The organism is Undibacterium sp. Di24W, from assembly GCF_049340325.1.
Taxonomy (GTDB): Bacteria; Pseudomonadota; Gammaproteobacteria; order Burkholderiales; family Burkholderiaceae_D; genus Undibacterium.
Genome location: NZ_JBMPOP010000007.1, coordinates 57,285 through 73,579 on the forward strand (window position 1 = coordinate 57,285; position 16,295 = coordinate 73,579).

The following is a 16,295-nucleotide window of genomic DNA, read 5'->3' on the forward strand; positions in this document are numbered from 1 at the left end:
TTTTTCAGATAAGTTCGACTAAGCAATAACTTTAACTTTTTTTGCGAAACAAATAATGCGCGCACCAATTCAAACCCGATATTTACGAGCCTGCATGAGCTTGCTCCTTTGTTTAACTTTAAATTCCTTATTGAGTTTTCACGCTACGGCGCAACAAGCCAAAGTCAGCCCCAAACTCGCACTCAGTGGCATTGACTATTTAGGTCGGAAAATAGATCTGCGTGATTATGCGGGGAAAACGGTATTAATCAGTTTTTACAGCGGCGGATGTACAGTGTGCGCAAGAGATTTGAAGCTAATGCGGGAATTTTTTCGAGACAATGCAGCGAAAAATTTCGTCTTAATTGGGATTAATATTGATAAGACTAAGGCCGATTTTGAGATGTACGCTAAAATTGTCGCTGCTAGCGTACCGAAGAATCAACAATTCCCCCTCATCTGGCGCGGCAGCACCGAAACCCTTGAAGGATTTGGCAACATTAGCAGCGACCCGAGTCATTTTGTTATTTCCGCAAATGGACAAATCAGCCTGAAACGTGAAGGTACGTTTAAATCTGAAGATTGGGATAACTTATGGGAAGTTTTACATCCATAGATGAGTTGCATTTATCCGAGCAACATAAAAAAACGCACGATCAACGTGCGTTTTTTTATTTCAAACTAATTGCAGCTTGCATTACACCACGATAGTCTGATGCTCATCACCTTCACGAGCACGGATAGTACCAATCTTAAATACTGTTTCACCGGCTGCGACTAATTGTGCCAGAGCCTCATCTGCTTGATCCGCCGCCATAATCACGACCATACCTATACCGCAGTTAAATACGCGGTGCATTTCTGCATCGGCTACGCCACCATGTTGTTGCAACCACTTGAACAAAGGTGGCATTTCCCAAGATTTGCTATCTAGGATTGCCGTCAATTTATCGCCCAATACGCGTGGTACGTTTTCTACCAAGCCACCTCCAGTGATGTGCGCCATCCCTTTGACTTCCATGCTCGCCATCAAGGCCAGCAAAGGTTTGACGTAAATTCGGGTTGGTGCGATCAAAGCATCCGCCAAGCTACGGCCGTGGAAATCTGCGTTCAAGTCTGGATTCGCAACTTCGATAATTTTGCGCACTAAAGAAAAACCATTGGAATGAATCCCGGAAGACGCTAAGCCCAAAATCACGTCACCTGGAACAATTTTGCTGCCATCGATGATCTTGGATTTTTCAACAGCACCTACCGCGAAGCCAGCCAAATCATATTCACCTTCTGGATACATCGACGGCATTTCAGCCGTTTCGCCACCGATCAATGCGCAGCCAGCTTGTTCACAGCCAAATGCCACACCTTTGATGACATCAGTCGCCGTTGCCACATCCAATTTACCGCAAGCAAAATAATCGAGGAAGAACAAAGGTTCCGCACCTTGCACCAAAATATCATTGACACTCATAGCGACCAGATCGATGCCGACGGTATCGTGACGATTCAAGTGGAAAGCCAATTTCAGCTTAGTACCAACACCATCCGTACCGGAAACCAACACTGGCTCTTTATATTTTTTACTGACTTCAAACATGGCACCGAAACCGCCGATACCTGCCATTACGCCTTCGCGCATCGTGCGTTTTGCGAATGGTTTAATCGCATCAACCAGCGCGTCGCCGGCAACCATATCGACACCAGCGTCGGCATAAGAAAGAGAAACAGGAGTATTTGTGCTCATAGGATATTCGTCAGTAGGGGCTTGAGGCGGTAAAATAGCGGAATTGCCAGAAACTAGGATGTTCCAAATCTATATTTCAGCTTATTTTTTAGCTTAAATTCTTAAAAATCGATTTTCAGCACATCCAAAACCGCTATTTTAACAAATTGACCTAGGTTTTACCTAGTTTTTAGGCAAACTAGCGATTTCAACATTGGCTTAACCAAGAAAAGACTATGCCCTTTAATCTGACCAGCAATCAAAAGCAAACCATTACATGGTTGAGTGTTGCACTCGCATTTATACTTTTGCTATCTTTACTTGGCCCTATTTTGATGCCATTTATTGTGGCGGCAATTTTGGCGTATGTTCTCAATCCTTGGCTCGACAAGCTTTGCAAGGTCAAAGTCAAAGGGATACATCTGCCACGTCCGATCGCGGCCACCTTAATGATTTTACTGGTTGTAGCCTGTATCTTGGCTATCGTCTTGATCATGGTGCCAATTTTGCAAAAACAAATTCCCCTGCTGCATAATCAAATTCCCCTATTTTTAAACAAATTCAATACCTTAGTTAGCCCTATCCTGCACGACTTTGGGATACAGGCCAGTATCGATAGCGAGGGTATTAAAGCGATTATCAGTGACCATCTGGCCACTAGTGGTGATGTAATCGGCAAAGCGGTGCTTTCGTCGATTCGGGTCGGTGGAACAGCAGTACTTGGCATGCTCGCCAACTTCATTCTGATTCCCATCGTGCTGTTCTACTTAATGGTTGATTGGCATGCCTTAATTCGTCGTTTGAATAACTTCATTCCTAGGCGCTGGCTGTCACAAACACAATCATGGTTCAAAGAAGTCGATGAATTACTTGCGCAATACCTGCGTGGCCAGGTTTTGGTGATGGTAGTGTTGGCATGTTATTACGCTATCGGTTTGACTATCGCTGGATTTGATCTGGCATTGCCTGTAGGAATTTTGACTGGATTACTAGTCTTTATTCCTTACCTTGGTTTTGGATTAGGCTTATTCTTAGCCTTGGTTAGTGCAGTTCTACAGTTTAGTGATCTGCAAGGTTTAATTGCCGTTGGCATTATCTACGGTATTGGCCAAGCTTTAGAATCCTTTATTCTGACGCCAAAATTAGTTGGCGAACGCATCGGTTTACATCCACTCACTGTCATCTTTGCCTTAATGGCGTTTGGCCAATTATTTGGATTTATCGGTATTTTAGTGGCACTTCCAGCATCCGCCGTGATTTCGGTTGCAACAAAAAACTTACGCAAGTCCTACTTAAACAGTTCCTTTTATCGTCAACCATAGATGATGCAATAAATGATGTAACAACGGGCTTTTGACGATTTTCATGACAATGAGACAGCTTTTACTCGATCTGGACGCGGAGACACCGCCGTCTTTAGATACTTTTGTAGTAGGACAAAATGCGGAATTGGCGCAAATTTTGTGCCTGTTTTCCGAACGTACGGCCAGCCAATACGGAGAACGATCCGTGTATTTGTGGGGCGAAGCCGGTGCTGGCAAAACGCATCTGCTACACGCGATTGCCCAAAATCCGCACACACGCTATATCAGTGCAGATGCACCCGAAGAGTGTTTTTGGTATAGCCCAGAAATCGATCTCTATTTGCTGGATGATTGTGATCAATTATCAGCCGCAGCACAAATTGACGCCTTTGCTTTATTCAATGAAGCACGTGCGAATGGTGCATTCTTTGTCGCATCGGGAAATCACCCACCTATGATTTTGAATGTGCGTGACGATCTGCGTACCCGCCTCGGCTGGGGTTTAATTTATCAAGTGATAGGTTTGTCTGATGATGACAAAATTGATGCCTTAGAGCGCGCAGCACAGGCAAAAGGCATAGGATTAGCTCAAGGCGTGTTACCCTATCTAATTACACACTACCGCCGAGATATGCGCTCTTTAACCTCAATGTTAGGCGAACTTGACCACTATTCGCTAGAAACCAAGCGCCCGATTACACTTCCCTTATTGCGTGAATTATTACAAAGAGATCATGCAGAATAATTTTTTTGACTTACCTGCACATTGAGCGTGCTTATGAGTAAACAATCTATGCAAAATATTGCACTATTTGATCTTGACCACACACTATTGCCGATTGATTCGGATTACGAATGGGGTCAATTTCTCTGCCGCATTGGCGCGGTCGATGCAGCAGAATTTGGACGTCGCAATGCGGAATTTTTCGAGCAATATAAGGCGGGCACTTTAGATCCTGTCGAATATTTAGAATTTGCACTTGGTACTTTGGCGCGATTTCCCCGTCAGCAATTGAATGACTACCATGCACAATTTATGCAAGAAGTGGTCAACCCTGCCCTCTTGCCAGCCGCACACGATTTACTCAAGCAACATCAAGATCAAAACGACTTGATCGCCATCATCACCGCCACTAATCGCTTCGTCACGCAACCGATTGCGCAAGCTCTAGGTGTCGAACATTTGTTAGCAGCAGAACCACATTTAGACGCGCAAGGTAATTTGACTGGTAAACTACAAGGTGTGCCGACTTCAGGTCCCGGCAAAGTCATGCATTTGAAGGCATGGCTAGCGCAACAAGGTAAGCAACTGAGTGATTTTAATAAGAGTTATTTTTACAGCGATTCACAAAACGATATTCCCTTGCTCTCTATCGTGACCCACCCGATAGCGACCAATCCGAATAAACTACTACAAGCCCATGCACAAGCACATGGCTGGCCGACATTACAATTATTTGAGCTGCATAACCAAGCATGATTAAGAAATTTATCCGCAAAATCTTAGGCGTTAAAAATCCTGACGACACCATCGATCAAGGCAAAGCAAGCGCTAAGAAAAACAAGCCAAAAGTCTTGAACGCGAAAGAGCATGGCATCGATCCCGACTTGGTATCCAATAATGCGATACGCGTCACGCAAACTTTGCAAGATAATGGGTTTAAAGCGTTTATTGTCGGCGGTGCAGTACGTGATTTGTTACTGGGCGTAAAGCCCAAGGATTTCGATGTCGCCACCAATGCGACGCCGGAACAAGTTAAACGTTTATTCCGCCGTTCCTTCATCATCGGCCGCCGCTTTCAAATTGTGCATGTGATGTTCGGGCAAGACTTAATCGAAGTCACGACTTTCCGTGGCGCAGCTAAGCACGAGGCGCCTAAAGATGAACATGGTCGCGTCTTGCGCGATAACACCTTTGGTGAACAACATGAAGACGCGGTAAGGCGCGACTTCACCATCAATGCCATGTATTACGATCCAGCCAGTCAAACGGTGCTCGATTACCATGGCGGTATTGCAGACATCCGTAAAAAGACTTTACGTATTATCGGCGTACCCGAACTACGTTATCGCGAAGACCCTATCCGCATGTTGCGCGCAGTGCGTTTCGCTGCGAAATTAAAATTTACGATAGATGCTGAAACCCGCGCACCGATCAAAGTAATGGCGGCCTTAATCAATAATGTGCCAAGCGCGCGCGTCTTCGATGAAATGCTCAAGCTCTTAATGAGCGGCCATGCGATGGCATGTTTACAGCAATTGCGCAAAGAAGGCCTACATCATGGCTTAATGCCTTTACTCGATGTCGTACTCGAACAGCCTCTGGGCGAACGCTTTGTGACTTTGGCTCTCGCCAACACCGACGAGCGTGTACAACAAGGAAAAACAGTCTCTCCTGGATTTTTGTTTGCCTCACTCCTATGGCATCAGGTTGTAGAAAAATGGGAAGCTTACAAAGTCTCTGGAGAATTAGCGATACCGGCGTTACATTTAGCTGCCGATGATGTGTTAAATACGCAGACCGACGCCCTCGCCTTGCAACGCAAAATCGGTACCGACATGCGCGATATCTGGGCGATGCAACCACGCTTTGAAAAACGCATCGGCAAAGCGCCCTACAAACTATTAGAAAATAATCGTCTGCGTGCTGGTTACGACTTCTTATTACTGCGTTGTGCTTCCGGTGAAATCGATGCTGAGTTGGGCGAATGGTGGACAGACTTTATCAATGGCGATGAGCAAGACCGCGTACGTTTATTGAGCATCAAGCCAAAAACAAAAGCAGCGGAAAATGCGCCAGCAAAAAAACGTAGACCACGTCGCAGCCCGAACCGAAACGCAAGCAGCAGACCTAAAGCGGATGCTGCAGAATAAAACCATGACGATCAGCGCTTACATAGGTATTGGTGCCAATTTAGGCGATGCACGAGCGATGGTCGAGTATGCAATTGAAAAGCTACGCAGTTTGCCCCAAACACAGCTCAAGCAAGCCTCGTCGCTATTCGTCACCGCGCCGATAGACTCCAGTGGCGATGACTACATCAATGCCGTCGCGGCCTTAGAAACAGATTTAGAAGCGCAGACTTTACTAGAACATTTACAAGCGCTAGAACTGGCCTGTGGTCGTGAACGCCCATATCGCAACGCACCACGCACCTTAGATCTCGATTTGCTCCTGTATGGACAGCAAACAATCAATACCGAACACTTAACCGTGCCACATCCGCGGATGACGGATCGTGCGTTCGTCTTGATTCCATTGCTGCAGCTTGACCCGTTTATCGAAATTCCCGGAAAAGGTGCTGCACATGAATTCGCACCTGCGGTTGCGGATCAAGGCATCGGTAAGCTGTAGCCCAAAACCTTAAGTGCAAGCAAGAGCCGCTATGCAAATCCCGGTCATCATCCAAACCACTGGCTTACTGATACTGTCAAACGTCTTCATGACTTTTGCCTGGTACGGGCATCTCAAAAAACTCAACAGCAAAGCCTGGTATATCGCCGCATTTGTCAGCTGGGGCATCGCCCTTTTTGAATATTTACTCCAGGTGCCAGCGAATCGTATCGGGTACACTCAATACAGTTTGGCGCAACTCAAAATCCTGCAAGAAATCTTAACACTCTTGGTCTTCGTCCCATTTTTGATGATGTGTATGAATCAGGCATTTACGCTAGACTATGTATGGGCAGGATTGTGCTTAGTAGGCGCTGTTTATTTTATTTTTAGAAGTTAAGCCTCAAAATTCATCAACTTCACACCAAAGGAAACATCGTGGCTGAATACTTACAAGACCGCAAAGCGGTCACCATCACGACACTCAATACCCTGCGCGGGCAAGGTGAAAAAATCACTATGTTGACCTGTTATGACGCCAGCTTTGCAGCCATGATGGATCGCTGTGGAGTCGAAATTTTACTAATTGGTGATTCGCTGGGCATGGTCTGCCAAGGACACAGCTCTACTCTACCTGTCACCAACACCGATATCGCCTACCACACCGCCAGCGTAGTACGCGGCAATGACAAAGCTTTCGTGGTCGCCGATATGCCCTTTGGCACCTATCCAACACCAGAAACCGCGTTTGCCAATGCAGTACAACTGATACAAGCCGGCGCGCAAATGGTCAAAGTCGAAGGCGGCGCATGGATCGCCCCTATCATCAAATTCCTCACTGAACGCTCAATCCCAGTCTGCGCCCACCTTGGCCTCACGCCACAGTCGGTACATCAGTTAGGTGGCTACAAAGTTCAGGGTAAAACTACTGCTGCCGCCGACTTACTCAAAGCCGATGCGCAGTTATTGCAAGAAGCTGGGGCTGCCTTGTTGGTATTGGAAGCAATCCCAGCAGTTCTCGCAAAAGAAGTCACCGACTTATTACACATCCCCACCATAGGCATTGGCGCTGGACCTGACTGCTCTGGTCAAGTCTTAGTCATGCATGATTTACTCGGTGTTTTTCCAGGTCGTAAAGCACGTTTTGTGAAAAACTTTATGGATGGTCAAACTAATATCGATGCTGCGATTAAGGCCTACGTCGTAGCAGTCAAGGATAAGAGTTTCCCTGCGCCTGAGCATTGTTTTTAAATAAACGCATCAAGATTTGGCTTTTGAAATGAGGCGAGGTGCTACTTTAGTGGCGCCTTCTTGATTATGAAGCAAAGCAAGTTCACGTTGATAGGACGACCTACTAAAAAAGTGTTCCTGAAACAAGCACTTTTATTTGATTGGTGCCCATCAAATAATATGATCCCATACACCAATGAAAATTCTGGGTACAATATCTGCTCCTTAACACATGGGGGTAAGGCAATACGACGTGCCCTCCTACAATGGACATATTGATTATCCTTGGTTTAATTCTGGTCAATGGCTTGTTTGCCATGTCAGAAATCGCGGTAGTTTCTTCGAAACGAATCCGATTACAGAAACTTTCCGATAATGGCAGCCGTGGTGCAAAAGCGGCTCTAGAACTCTCCGACAGCCCAAGTCGCTTTTTATCCACCATACAAGTTGGCATTACCCTCATTGGCATTTTCAATGGTGCGTTTGGTGAAGCGTCATTAGTTGCACAACTCATGCCAAAACTTGAACACCTGCCCATGATTGGGCAATTTTCCAGAGAAATAGCCTTAGTGATTGTGGTGGTGGGGATCACTTTTTCATCTTTAATTCTGGGTGAGCTTTTGCCAAAGCGGATTGCCATGCAATATCCAGAAACGGTCGCCTCACTTATCGCTGCGCCAATGCAATGGTTATCACGCATCATGGGGCCATTTGTCAAAATTTTGACCATTACGACAGAAGCCTTGCTACGCTTGTTGGGATTACACCAAACTAAGAATAATGCAGTCACCGAAGAAGAAATTACTGGCATGCTTAAAGAAGGAACGGATGCAGGCTTGTTTGAAAAAACTGAACATGAAATCGTTTCACGCGCACTGCGCCTTGACGATCAACGCGTCGCAGCATTAATGACGCCGCGTATGGATATTGACTTCATTGATATCGAAGAATCGCTTGACTATAACTTGGCAAAAATTGCTGCTAGCCCATATAGCCGTTTTCCGGTTTGCAAAGGCGATCTGTCAAATGTCATCGGCATCATTCATGGCGGGCATTTGTTCGATCAGGCAATCAAAAAACACTCTATAGCCGATGTCGATATTGCCGAGGCGGTCACGCCTCCGCTCTTCATACCAGAATCCCTCAGTGCAATGCAGTTGCTCGAAACATTCAAAAAAAATCGTGCAGAGTTAGCTTTAGTCATTAATGAATATGGTGAAATTGAAGGCATCGTCACCTTAAGTGATGTACTTGGTGCCTTAGTCGGTGATGTCGCTGCCATCGACAATAATCCAGAATCTGACTCTGTACAGCGTGAAGATGGATCTTGGCTGATTGACGGTGGAGTTTCATTTGATCGGTTTCGGGAAGTTCTGGATACCGATGTTAGATTTCCAGAAGAATCCTCCGGCTCCTACCATACCTTGGCTGGCTTCGTTTTAACTCACTTTGGCTACATACCCAAGTCATCGGAATATTTCGAATGGGCTGGATTTCGTATCGAGGTCGTCGATCTGGATAAGAATCGTATTGATCGTTTATTGGTTTCAGAAGTCATTACGCCAGACTAGAAATTTTTACCTTCTCAGAATCTACTTGTCTTCAAAAACATCCTCTGGAATCTTCCATGCAAACTTCTCAGCAAGACCACATCACCGTCGCCCTAGCCCAAATCGCCCCGGTCTGGCTCAACCGCATAGCCACGACCGCAAAGATCGTCGACTACATACAGCAAGCAGCAAAGCAAGGAGCGCGGCTGGTTTGTTTTGGTGAAACCTTATTGCCAGGCTATCCATTCTGGTTGGATCTGACCGACGGTGCACGTTTTAATGATGATATACAAAAAGATTTGCATGCCTATTACGTGCAGCAAGGCGTTGATATTGAAGCGGGCGATTTGGATAGTATTTGCCTGGCTGCGAAAACACATCAGATCGCTGTCATGCTCGGTTGTTTGGAACGGCCAAAAGATCGCACTGGTTATAGCGTGTATTGCTCTTGCGTGTACATAGATGCTGACGGGCTGATAGGTTCTGTGCATCGTAAGCTAATTCCGACTTATGAAGAGCGTCTGACTTGGGCGGCAGGTGATGGTCATGGTTTGCGTACCCATGCGCTGGATGGTTTTACAGTGGGTGGATTAAATTGTTGGGAAAATTGGATGCCTTTGTCGCGTGCGGCATTGTATGCACAAGGTGAAGATTTACACGTGGGAATTTGGCCTGGTAATTTGCGAAATACAGAAGACTTAACCCGCTTCATTGCGAAAGAAGGCCGCAGTTTTAGTATTGCTGTGTCGGGCTTGATGCGCAAACAAGATATTCCAGCTGACGCGCCGCACCTAGATAAAATTTTGGCGCGTTGTCCAGACATGCTAGCGAATGGCGGCTCTTGCATTGCAGCGCCAAACGGTAGTTGGATTATCGAACCTGTTATTGATAAGGAGTGTTTATTGATCGCCACTTTGGATCGAAACCAAGTTCGGCGTGAACGGCAAAATTTTGATGTGACTGGGCATTATTCTCGCCCTGATGTTACGCGCTTGATTGTGAATCGCCAGCGTCAAAATTTGGCGAGTTTTGAGGATTGATTTTGAAGTTTTAAGAACGGCGGCTATTCAGTTTTTAAGGCGATAATACCTAATGAATTGATTGTCATGGTATCGAACTTGGCACGATAAGCGCCAACTCAATTTCAAAGCTGCGCAAGTGTTAAGTTCCCTCCCCTTCAAGGGGAGGGTTAGGGAGGGGATGGGTTTCAATTTCACGGCAAAACGCTAAGATTCCAACTAAAACCCATCCCCATCCCAGCCTTCCCCTTGAAGTGGAAGGAGCAAAAAGCACAAACTCCAAAAATCAATGCAGTGCTACAAAAACTTCAGATTAGTTCTGAAAATTCAATTCAGCCGAGCTAGCCAGTTTCATCACACTCTCCTGCTGCATATTTTTCAACATCTGCACTGCTGCTTCCAATCCTGCATCTCTATTGAGCAATAAGTCCGCTCGTGTGACGCTGACGGTTTGGTCAGGTATCACGCCCACACCTTCTATGCGTTTGCCATTAATAGGCGCGAAGTCTAATTCACTGTAGGCTAATGCGCCACCGCCCGGCACATTGGCATAGCCCATATAGCCGAGCAAGCATCCACAACTGGTTTCACCGATGATCTTTGCACGACCTATACTTTGCAAGCTTCCTGCAAAAAATTCGCTGGCACTGGCGCTATCACTATCGACCAACACTACCACGGGTCCTAAGTAAGGGTTCTTCACGCCTTGCAATTCAAGTTCTAATTTCCCGGTACTAATTAGACCAAAAAAGAAAGTAGCTGGTTTCCCCGTACGAGTGATGCGCTTACCAATCGCAATTTTTCCACTCACCAATTGATTCATCATCGCTATCGACAAATTAAGCGCGCCGCCGCCATTACCCCGCAAGTCAATCACCAATCCTTTGGCGGTTCTGACTTTGTCATAAGTCATATCCAACTCTTTGCTCAAGCCTGCATCAAAGCCTGTCAAGCGCAAATAACCAAGATCATCGGCTAGCATCTTGCTATTTAAACTGTCTTTACGTGGTAAGTCTGCGCGCAATAAAGTGACATCAGCCTGGGTGCCGTCATTGCGTTCAACTTGTAATGCGATACTGTCTGACGGCGCATCCAGATCGCCACTATTGAGAATACGTTTTACGGTCTTAAAACGTGCGCGCTCTGTCGAATTCTTGCGAGCCTTACTCAATTTGAGTTGCCACCAATCATTCGCTTTGACACCTTCAATACTTAAAATCTTATTGCCTTTAACGATGCCTGCTTTTTCGGCTGGAGAGTCTTTCGCAACGCTAGTCACGATCAGCTCACCACCCAAATCGGCAACGCCCAAACCTACCGTATAGCTGCGTTTGTCTTTATCGTAGGCATACTGTTTCGCAGATAGTACGCGCGTATGCGCGTCACCCAGTTCACCGACCATGTTGTCCAAACTTTTCCAGAACGCTTCGTCAGTCGGCGCGCTCAAGACCTTAGGTTGATACTCCTGTCCGACTTTCTTCCAATCGACACCATTTAAATTTGGATCAACATAGGCTTCATTCACGCGGGTCCAGACAAAATCATAGGCACGCTGCCGTGTATCTGTGTCGAGCGCGACGCCAACGGGCGGTGCATCGTTGCCGATGCGGCGAGTCAAAATGTGATTCGGATCAATTGCCGCGCAAGCGAGCAAAAGCTGTAGCAATCCCAACGACAGACCACGCTTGAACCAGCTTTGAAAATCTATTTTCTTTACGGACAAGTTCAATTTCATGAAGTGTTTCTTTCAAGCGAATTAGACAATGACGACGATCATCATACAAGGACTGCATTCTACCCTCGCCATTTACCAAGGCAAGCGCTCTCCGATATAGCTGACAAAGCTCGCACTATCTTCCGACTGTAAACCATCGAGGACTCCAAGCATTTCGTTTACTGCCTGCGCGGGTGGTCTGCCGATTTGCTCACCACGAAATGGTTGCGACAGTCCTGAATTAACTGTGCCTGGGTGCATGGCAATTACGACGGCATTTGGCTGTGACCGTTTGATCTCGATTGCGGCCGTTTTGATCATCATATTCAAAGCCGCTTTCGAGGCGCGATAGCTGTACCAACCACCTAAACGATTGTCTTCTATGCTGCCAACTTTTGCCGATAACAAAGCAAACACACCGCGCTGCTTGTCGAGTAAGAGTGAAAAATGGCGCAGTATCATGGCAGGACCAAAGGTGTTCACCATGAAGGTGGTTTGCATTTGCGCCATATTCAATTCACCCAACTTTTTCTCGGGCATGAATTCTTGTTGATGCAATATACCAGCGGCATGAATAATGAGATGAAATGGGCCTTGTGATTTGATGTGTGCTGCGGCTGCTTCGATACTGTTCGCATCGCTTAAGTCTAGTGCGGGCACTGAGTTTCTATGCAACGCAACCACTTTGGCACAACGAGGATCATTTTGCAGCGCAGCGACAAATGCAGCACCAATCGCACCACTGGCGCCGATGACGCATGCGTGAAAACCTTCAGGGAAAGAATGTAATTGCATGGGTAAACCTTTTTTCAGAGACTAGAACCTTGACACAAACGAGTAAAATTCATGATCATTCCTGCGCATGCAGGAGGCCAGAGGCGCTCCTTTATCAATCTAAGCCGCTGGATTCCTGCTAAAAAGCACGCAGGAATGACGCCGATCCGGTTGCGTTTCCGATGACAAGTAACACTCTTTCGCAGGGCGGGTGCAACCCGCGCTGCACAAGCATCGATCTCGCTCGGTCTACGTTTAGGCGGCGCGGGTTGCACCCGCCCTACGAATTTCTCCATTGCACTAGCTATCCTCACACCCAACCCTGCTTCCAACGCGAGCCATCTTGTAATTCGCGCCAAAAAATAATTCGTTTTTCGCCCGAATAAACCGCTTCGATCTCAATATCAACAATCGGCAAACTCACGTCTTCAGGCTGCACTACGCGGTTCACTAAAAAATGTTTTTGCTTTGCAAGCACGTGTACCGCCGTCCATTTACTGAGCAAGAGTTTTTTTGGATTCAACTTGATAGGCTTGCTGACTTCTGACGGCTGATCTTGATTTATTCGACTCATATACAACTCACAATTCATTTAAATTTTGACGCAAATAATTGGCACGTTCAGATAAAACATGGCGCGCTTCTTGACTCATTTTGCGCAATTGCGGATACACCATACCTATACGCGGATTGTTCGCTAATTGTTTTTCATTGCGTGAGAAAAAATCCCAATAAAGAGCATTAAATGGGCAGGCATCTTCGCTTGTGCGTTGTTTTTTATCGTAGTGACAGCCTTTGCAATAATCACTCATGCGATCTATATAAGCCGCGCTAGAAACGTAAGGTTTGGTTGCTAGCACACCGCCATCGGCGTATTGACTCATGCCCAAAGTATTTGGCAATTCCACCCATTCAAACGCATCGATGTACACACCGAGGTACCATTCATGCACGCGCCGTGGATGCAAACCTGCCAGCAATGAAAAATTTCCAATGACCATCAAACGCTGAATATGATGGGCATGCGCTTGCTCTAAAGATTGACCGATGGCGTGCGATAAACAACGCATCTTGGTCTTACCGGTCCAAAACCACGCAGGTAATTCGGTTTGATGATCGAACACATTTTCTTGCGCATAATCGGGCATGAAATGCCAATACACACCACGCACATATTCACGCCAGCCTAAGATCTGCCGGATGTAACCTTCTGCAGCAGCTATGGATACATCACCTCTCGCCCATGCAGCTTCGACAGCATCAATCACTTCTCTCGGACTGATCATCTTAACGTTCAACGCGAACGACAGCAGTGAATGAAATAAACGCCACGCCTTGCTACTCATCGCGTCTTGAAAATCACCAAAATGCGGAAGCGCCAATCGGACGAATGCCCGCATTTGCTCGAGTGCTTCGTCCCTTTGCAGAGGCCAAGCAAACTCAGCCGCATTGGGTTGGCCGAAGCTTTTCACGCCAACGTTCTGGATGGACGCCCAGAGCACACTATGGTCATGACGCGGCCGAAAATCTTCAGGTTCCCACGGCAAGCCAGGCCAGGCTTTGCGATTATCATGGTCAAAATTCCAGGCGCCGCCTGCGGGATCCTGGTCGGCCATTAGTACCTGATGCTTCGCGCGCATTTGTCGATAAAAATGCTCCATCAACCACTTTTTACGTCCGTCAAAAATCTTACCGACTTCATCTCGTGCAGTAAAAAAATGTTCACTATCGAACATGTGACAGCGCAGCACTGTGTTTTGCGTGAATACTTGTAACTGCTGATCTAAACGGTACTCATCCGGTGCTTGATATTGAAACTCTTGGGCTTTATAAGTAGAGACTAGCTTTTCAATATTCGCGGGAATTGCATGCAGGTTTTCAGCATCATCGATCGCCAAATAATGCACACGATGCCCTGCCGTTTCCAAGCGCCGTGCGAATTCTCGCATCGCTGCGAATATCGCAATAATCTTTTGCGCATGATGCAAGACGTAATCTGTTTCTTGCCTTACCTCCATCATCACGTACAACACGTCGTCTTGCTGATGAGAAAACCAGCTATGTTGTGAATTAAGCTGATCGCCCAAAATCAGGCGCAAGGTTTGGACTCTTTTCTTAGAATTTTTCATATTTTTTCAGATTGTGTTCCAAAGCCGGCGATATGCGCCATCAGCATCATGTTGCTTCGTCTGCTTTTGCGGGTCGAACCAGCGCCCCCCTAAGTAACCGCGCGGGTCAGTACCTAAACCTGCCAAATACAGACAGTTACCTTGATTGCTATAGACATCGTAATCCAGCAATTGCGACTCAAACCAAGCTGCCGCAACGCGCCAATCACCGCCAAGTTCATGCAGCCAATAACTCACTACTTGCTGCCTTAAACGATTCGATAAATAACCAGTAGTGGCAAGTTCGCGCATGGCTGCATCAATCAAAGGCTCACCCGATTTGGATTGCGTCCATGCTTGAAATTTTTGCGCATCGAACGCGGGCAAACTCACAGGTGATTTTGATAAACCGCTAGCACGATAAAGCTGCACACCGTATTTGCAATGTAAGAAGCGAAAGTAATCGCGCCATAGCAATTCAAACCAAATCCAGTAACTGCCATCACTCTTGCCTTGTTCGTCTTCGAATTTACGCAAAGCCGCCAAAATTTGCGGTGCGGACATAGCACCGCTTGCCAACCATGGAGAAAATTTTGTTGAAAATCCTGTGCCATGCAACTGATTCCGAGTCTGCTTATAGCTGTGTGCTTTATCCGTAGAAAAGTAGCTTTCAAGATACCGCAAAGCTGCCTGACTTCCACCACTAAATTCGACTGTCCAATAAGGGAAAGAGGACCGATTATCCTGCTCAGGATGCTCGACACATGCCTCTTCTTTACTTTGCATTTGAACTGAGAACGCAAGCAAGCCAGGATCAGATAACACAAAATTATTCGAAAGCGCACACGTTGCGGGCTGACGAATAGAATAAGCTCCCTGCTCTACCTTGTGCCTGAATGCGGTGAATTGATCAGGCATCGACACCAATTCAAAATCAAAATCTTCAGGCGCGTACATCGTTGACTGCAAGAGAGTATGCACTGGCAATTTCAATGCGTGTAAAGACTCTACCTGTGCCATCTCTTCTGGTGCAGCGATCTCTTCACAGACGATAGTCTGCAATTCATAGTGCCGATATATGTAAGTCCAGAGTTCGGTTTGCGCACTCAATTCTCCATCCAATTCCAGCAAATCAAATCCATGCTGATGTAATTGATAACGTAAGTCATTCAAGCTATCACGCAGAAATTTTCGCCTATGGGAAGATATGCGAGCGAAGCCCCATTTGGTCTGACACGAATTCAATGCGCTGTATGCTGGGGTATGGCAAAACACCGTCAACAACTCAGCACCGTTTCGCTCTGCTAAACCACAGGCATGATTTAAGGCAGGATTATCATCTAATCGAAGATCATTCCGAAACCAATAGATAATGAACTTTTTCATGGCGATTTCGCCAATCCAGAAAGCCGCGAGCGGCTGCAGCGCTCGGAACAGTATTTAACTGATTCCCAATCCTTTTCCCATTTTTTGCGCCAACTAAACGGTAAGCCGCAAGTGACACATAACTTGCTCGGCAGATCGGATTTTTTGCGCATTTTCATGTTGTGACTTTCAGAGAAT

The 16,295-nt window shown here is 46.4% G+C and carries 17 protein-coding genes; 10 read left to right on the forward strand and 7 right to left on the reverse strand.

Annotated elements, in window-relative coordinates; translation table 11 throughout:
* Positions 1–94: 94 nt before the first annotated feature.
* Complete coding sequence (locus ACO0KZ_RS15370) at positions 95–595, forward strand: peroxiredoxin family protein (RefSeq protein WP_422996749.1); 501 nt, start codon at positions 95–97, stop codon at positions 593–595.
* 81 nt (positions 596–676) lie between these two features.
* On the opposite strand, the gene purM is transcribed toward ACO0KZ_RS15370, so the two are convergent.
* On the reverse strand, positions 677–1,720 hold the full coding sequence (purM, locus tag ACO0KZ_RS15375; protein ID WP_422996751.1) for a phosphoribosylformylglycinamidine cyclo-ligase: 1,044 nt from the start codon (positions 1,718–1,720) through the stop codon (positions 677–679).
* Positions 1,721–1,935: 215 nt separating this feature from the next.
* On the opposite strand from purM, the gene ACO0KZ_RS15380 reads away from it, so the two are divergent.
* The 9 genes from ACO0KZ_RS15380 to ACO0KZ_RS15420 all read left to right on the forward strand — a co-directional run bounded on the left by ACO0KZ_RS15380 (position 1,936) and on the right by ACO0KZ_RS15420 (position 10,157).
* A complete protein-coding gene (locus tag ACO0KZ_RS15380; RefSeq protein WP_422996753.1) occupies positions 1,936–3,021 on the forward strand; it encodes an AI-2E family transporter in 1,086 nt (361 codons plus the stop codon).
* Between the two features lie 49 nt (positions 3,022–3,070).
* Positions 3,071–3,748: a DnaA regulatory inactivator Hda gene (hda, locus tag ACO0KZ_RS15385; protein ID WP_422997228.1), complete on the forward strand. Its 678-nt coding sequence runs from the start codon at positions 3,071–3,073 to the stop codon at positions 3,746–3,748.
* 48 nt (positions 3,749–3,796) lie between these two features.
* Positions 3,797–4,483, forward strand: coding sequence for an HAD family hydrolase (locus tag ACO0KZ_RS15390; RefSeq protein WP_422997230.1), 687 nt, complete (start codon positions 3,797–3,799; stop codon positions 4,481–4,483).
* Positions 4,480–5,877 (forward strand): polynucleotide adenylyltransferase PcnB, encoded by a 1,398-nt coding sequence (gene pcnB / locus ACO0KZ_RS15395; protein WP_422996755.1) that lies wholly within the window; start codon positions 4,480–4,482, stop codon positions 5,875–5,877. The genes ACO0KZ_RS15390 and pcnB overlap by 4 nt, the downstream gene beginning before the upstream one ends.
* Positions 5,864–6,358, forward strand: a complete 495-nt coding sequence (gene folK / locus ACO0KZ_RS15400; RefSeq protein ID WP_422996757.1) for a 2-amino-4-hydroxy-6-hydroxymethyldihydropteridine diphosphokinase — start codon at positions 5,864–5,866, stop codon at positions 6,356–6,358. Before pcnB ends, folK begins: the two co-directional genes overlap by 14 nt.
* A 31-nt stretch (positions 6,359–6,389) precedes the next feature.
* Complete coding sequence (locus ACO0KZ_RS15405) at positions 6,390–6,737, forward strand: DMT family protein (RefSeq protein ID WP_422996759.1); 348 nt, start codon at positions 6,390–6,392, stop codon at positions 6,735–6,737.
* Positions 6,738–6,775: 38 nt separating this feature from the next.
* The gene (panB, locus tag ACO0KZ_RS15410) at positions 6,776–7,588 is read left to right on the forward strand and encodes a 3-methyl-2-oxobutanoate hydroxymethyltransferase (protein ID WP_422996761.1); all 813 of its coding nucleotides are present in this window, start codon (positions 6,776–6,778) and stop codon (positions 7,586–7,588) included.
* Between the two features lie 245 nt (positions 7,589–7,833).
* On the forward strand, positions 7,834–9,138 hold the full coding sequence (locus tag ACO0KZ_RS15415; protein ID WP_422996763.1) for a hemolysin family protein: 1,305 nt from the start codon (positions 7,834–7,836) through the stop codon (positions 9,136–9,138).
* Positions 9,139–9,194: 56 nt separating this feature from the next.
* Positions 9,195–10,157 (forward strand): carbon-nitrogen hydrolase family protein, encoded by a 963-nt coding sequence (locus tag ACO0KZ_RS15420; RefSeq protein ID WP_422996765.1) that lies wholly within the window; start codon positions 9,195–9,197, stop codon positions 10,155–10,157.
* Positions 10,158–10,449: 292 nt separating this feature from the next.
* On the opposite strand, the gene ACO0KZ_RS15425 is transcribed toward ACO0KZ_RS15420, so the two are convergent.
* The 6 genes from ACO0KZ_RS15425 to ACO0KZ_RS15450 all read right to left on the reverse strand — a co-directional run bounded on the left by ACO0KZ_RS15425 (position 10,450) and on the right by ACO0KZ_RS15450 (position 16,276).
* A complete protein-coding gene (locus ACO0KZ_RS15425; RefSeq protein ID WP_422996767.1) occupies positions 10,450–11,871 on the reverse strand; it encodes a S41 family peptidase in 1,422 nt (473 codons plus the stop codon).
* A gap of 72 nt (positions 11,872–11,943) precedes the next feature.
* On the reverse strand, positions 11,944–12,645 hold the full coding sequence (locus ACO0KZ_RS15430; RefSeq protein ID WP_422996769.1) for an SDR family NAD(P)-dependent oxidoreductase: 702 nt from the start codon (positions 12,643–12,645) through the stop codon (positions 11,944–11,946).
* Between the two features lie 289 nt (positions 12,646–12,934).
* Positions 12,935–13,198: a TIGR02450 family Trp-rich protein gene (locus ACO0KZ_RS15435; RefSeq protein WP_422996771.1), complete on the reverse strand. Its 264-nt coding sequence runs from the start codon at positions 13,196–13,198 to the stop codon at positions 12,935–12,937.
* Between the two features lie 7 nt (positions 13,199–13,205).
* Positions 13,206–14,753, reverse strand: coding sequence for a cryptochrome/photolyase family protein (locus tag ACO0KZ_RS15440; RefSeq protein ID WP_422996773.1), 1,548 nt, complete (start codon positions 14,751–14,753; stop codon positions 13,206–13,208).
* Positions 14,754–14,759: 6 nt separating this feature from the next.
* Positions 14,760–16,118 (reverse strand): DASH family cryptochrome, encoded by a 1,359-nt coding sequence (locus ACO0KZ_RS15445; protein ID WP_422996775.1) that lies wholly within the window; start codon positions 16,116–16,118, stop codon positions 14,760–14,762.
* Positions 16,115–16,276 (reverse strand): DUF2256 domain-containing protein, encoded by a 162-nt coding sequence (locus ACO0KZ_RS15450; protein WP_422996777.1) that lies wholly within the window; start codon positions 16,274–16,276, stop codon positions 16,115–16,117. Before ACO0KZ_RS15450 ends, ACO0KZ_RS15445 begins: the two co-directional genes overlap by 4 nt.
* Positions 16,277–16,295 lie beyond the last annotated feature (19 nt).

Coding starts and splice junctions, on each gene's coding strand:
- ACO0KZ_RS15370 (WP_422996749.1), top strand. CDS start 95: ATGAGCTTGCTCCTTTGTTTAACTTTAAATTCCTTATTGAGTTTTCAC.
- purM (WP_422996751.1), bottom strand. CDS start 1,720: ATGAGCACAAATACTCCTGTTTCTCTTTCTTATGCCGACGCTGGTGTC.
- ACO0KZ_RS15380 (WP_422996753.1), top strand. CDS start 1,936: ATGCCCTTTAATCTGACCAGCAATCAAAAGCAAACCATTACATGGTTG.
- hda (WP_422997228.1), top strand. CDS start 3,071: ATGAGACAGCTTTTACTCGATCTGGACGCGGAGACACCGCCGTCTTTA.
- ACO0KZ_RS15390 (WP_422997230.1), top strand. CDS start 3,797: ATGCAAAATATTGCACTATTTGATCTTGACCACACACTATTGCCGATT.
- pcnB (WP_422996755.1), top strand. CDS start 4,480: ATGATTAAGAAATTTATCCGCAAAATCTTAGGCGTTAAAAATCCTGAC.
- folK (WP_422996757.1), top strand. CDS start 5,864: ATGCTGCAGAATAAAACCATGACGATCAGCGCTTACATAGGTATTGGT.
- ACO0KZ_RS15405 (WP_422996759.1), top strand. CDS start 6,390: ATGCAAATCCCGGTCATCATCCAAACCACTGGCTTACTGATACTGTCA.
- ACO0KZ_RS15415 (WP_422996763.1), top strand. CDS start 7,834: ATGGACATATTGATTATCCTTGGTTTAATTCTGGTCAATGGCTTGTTT.
- ACO0KZ_RS15420 (WP_422996765.1), top strand. CDS start 9,195: ATGCAAACTTCTCAGCAAGACCACATCACCGTCGCCCTAGCCCAAATC.
- ACO0KZ_RS15425 (WP_422996767.1), bottom strand. CDS start 11,871: ATGAAATTGAACTTGTCCGTAAAGAAAATAGATTTTCAAAGCTGGTTC.
- ACO0KZ_RS15430 (WP_422996769.1), bottom strand. CDS start 12,645: ATGCAATTACATTCTTTCCCTGAAGGTTTTCACGCATGCGTCATCGGC.
- ACO0KZ_RS15435 (WP_422996771.1), bottom strand. CDS start 13,198: ATGAGTCGAATAAATCAAGATCAGCCGTCAGAAGTCAGCAAGCCTATC.
- ACO0KZ_RS15440 (WP_422996773.1), bottom strand. CDS start 14,753: ATGAAAAATTCTAAGAAAAGAGTCCAAACCTTGCGCCTGATTTTGGGC.
- ACO0KZ_RS15445 (WP_422996775.1), bottom strand. CDS start 16,118: ATGAAAAAGTTCATTATCTATTGGTTTCGGAATGATCTTCGATTAGAT.
- ACO0KZ_RS15450 (WP_422996777.1), bottom strand. CDS start 16,276: ATGAAAATGCGCAAAAAATCCGATCTGCCGAGCAAGTTATGTGTCACT.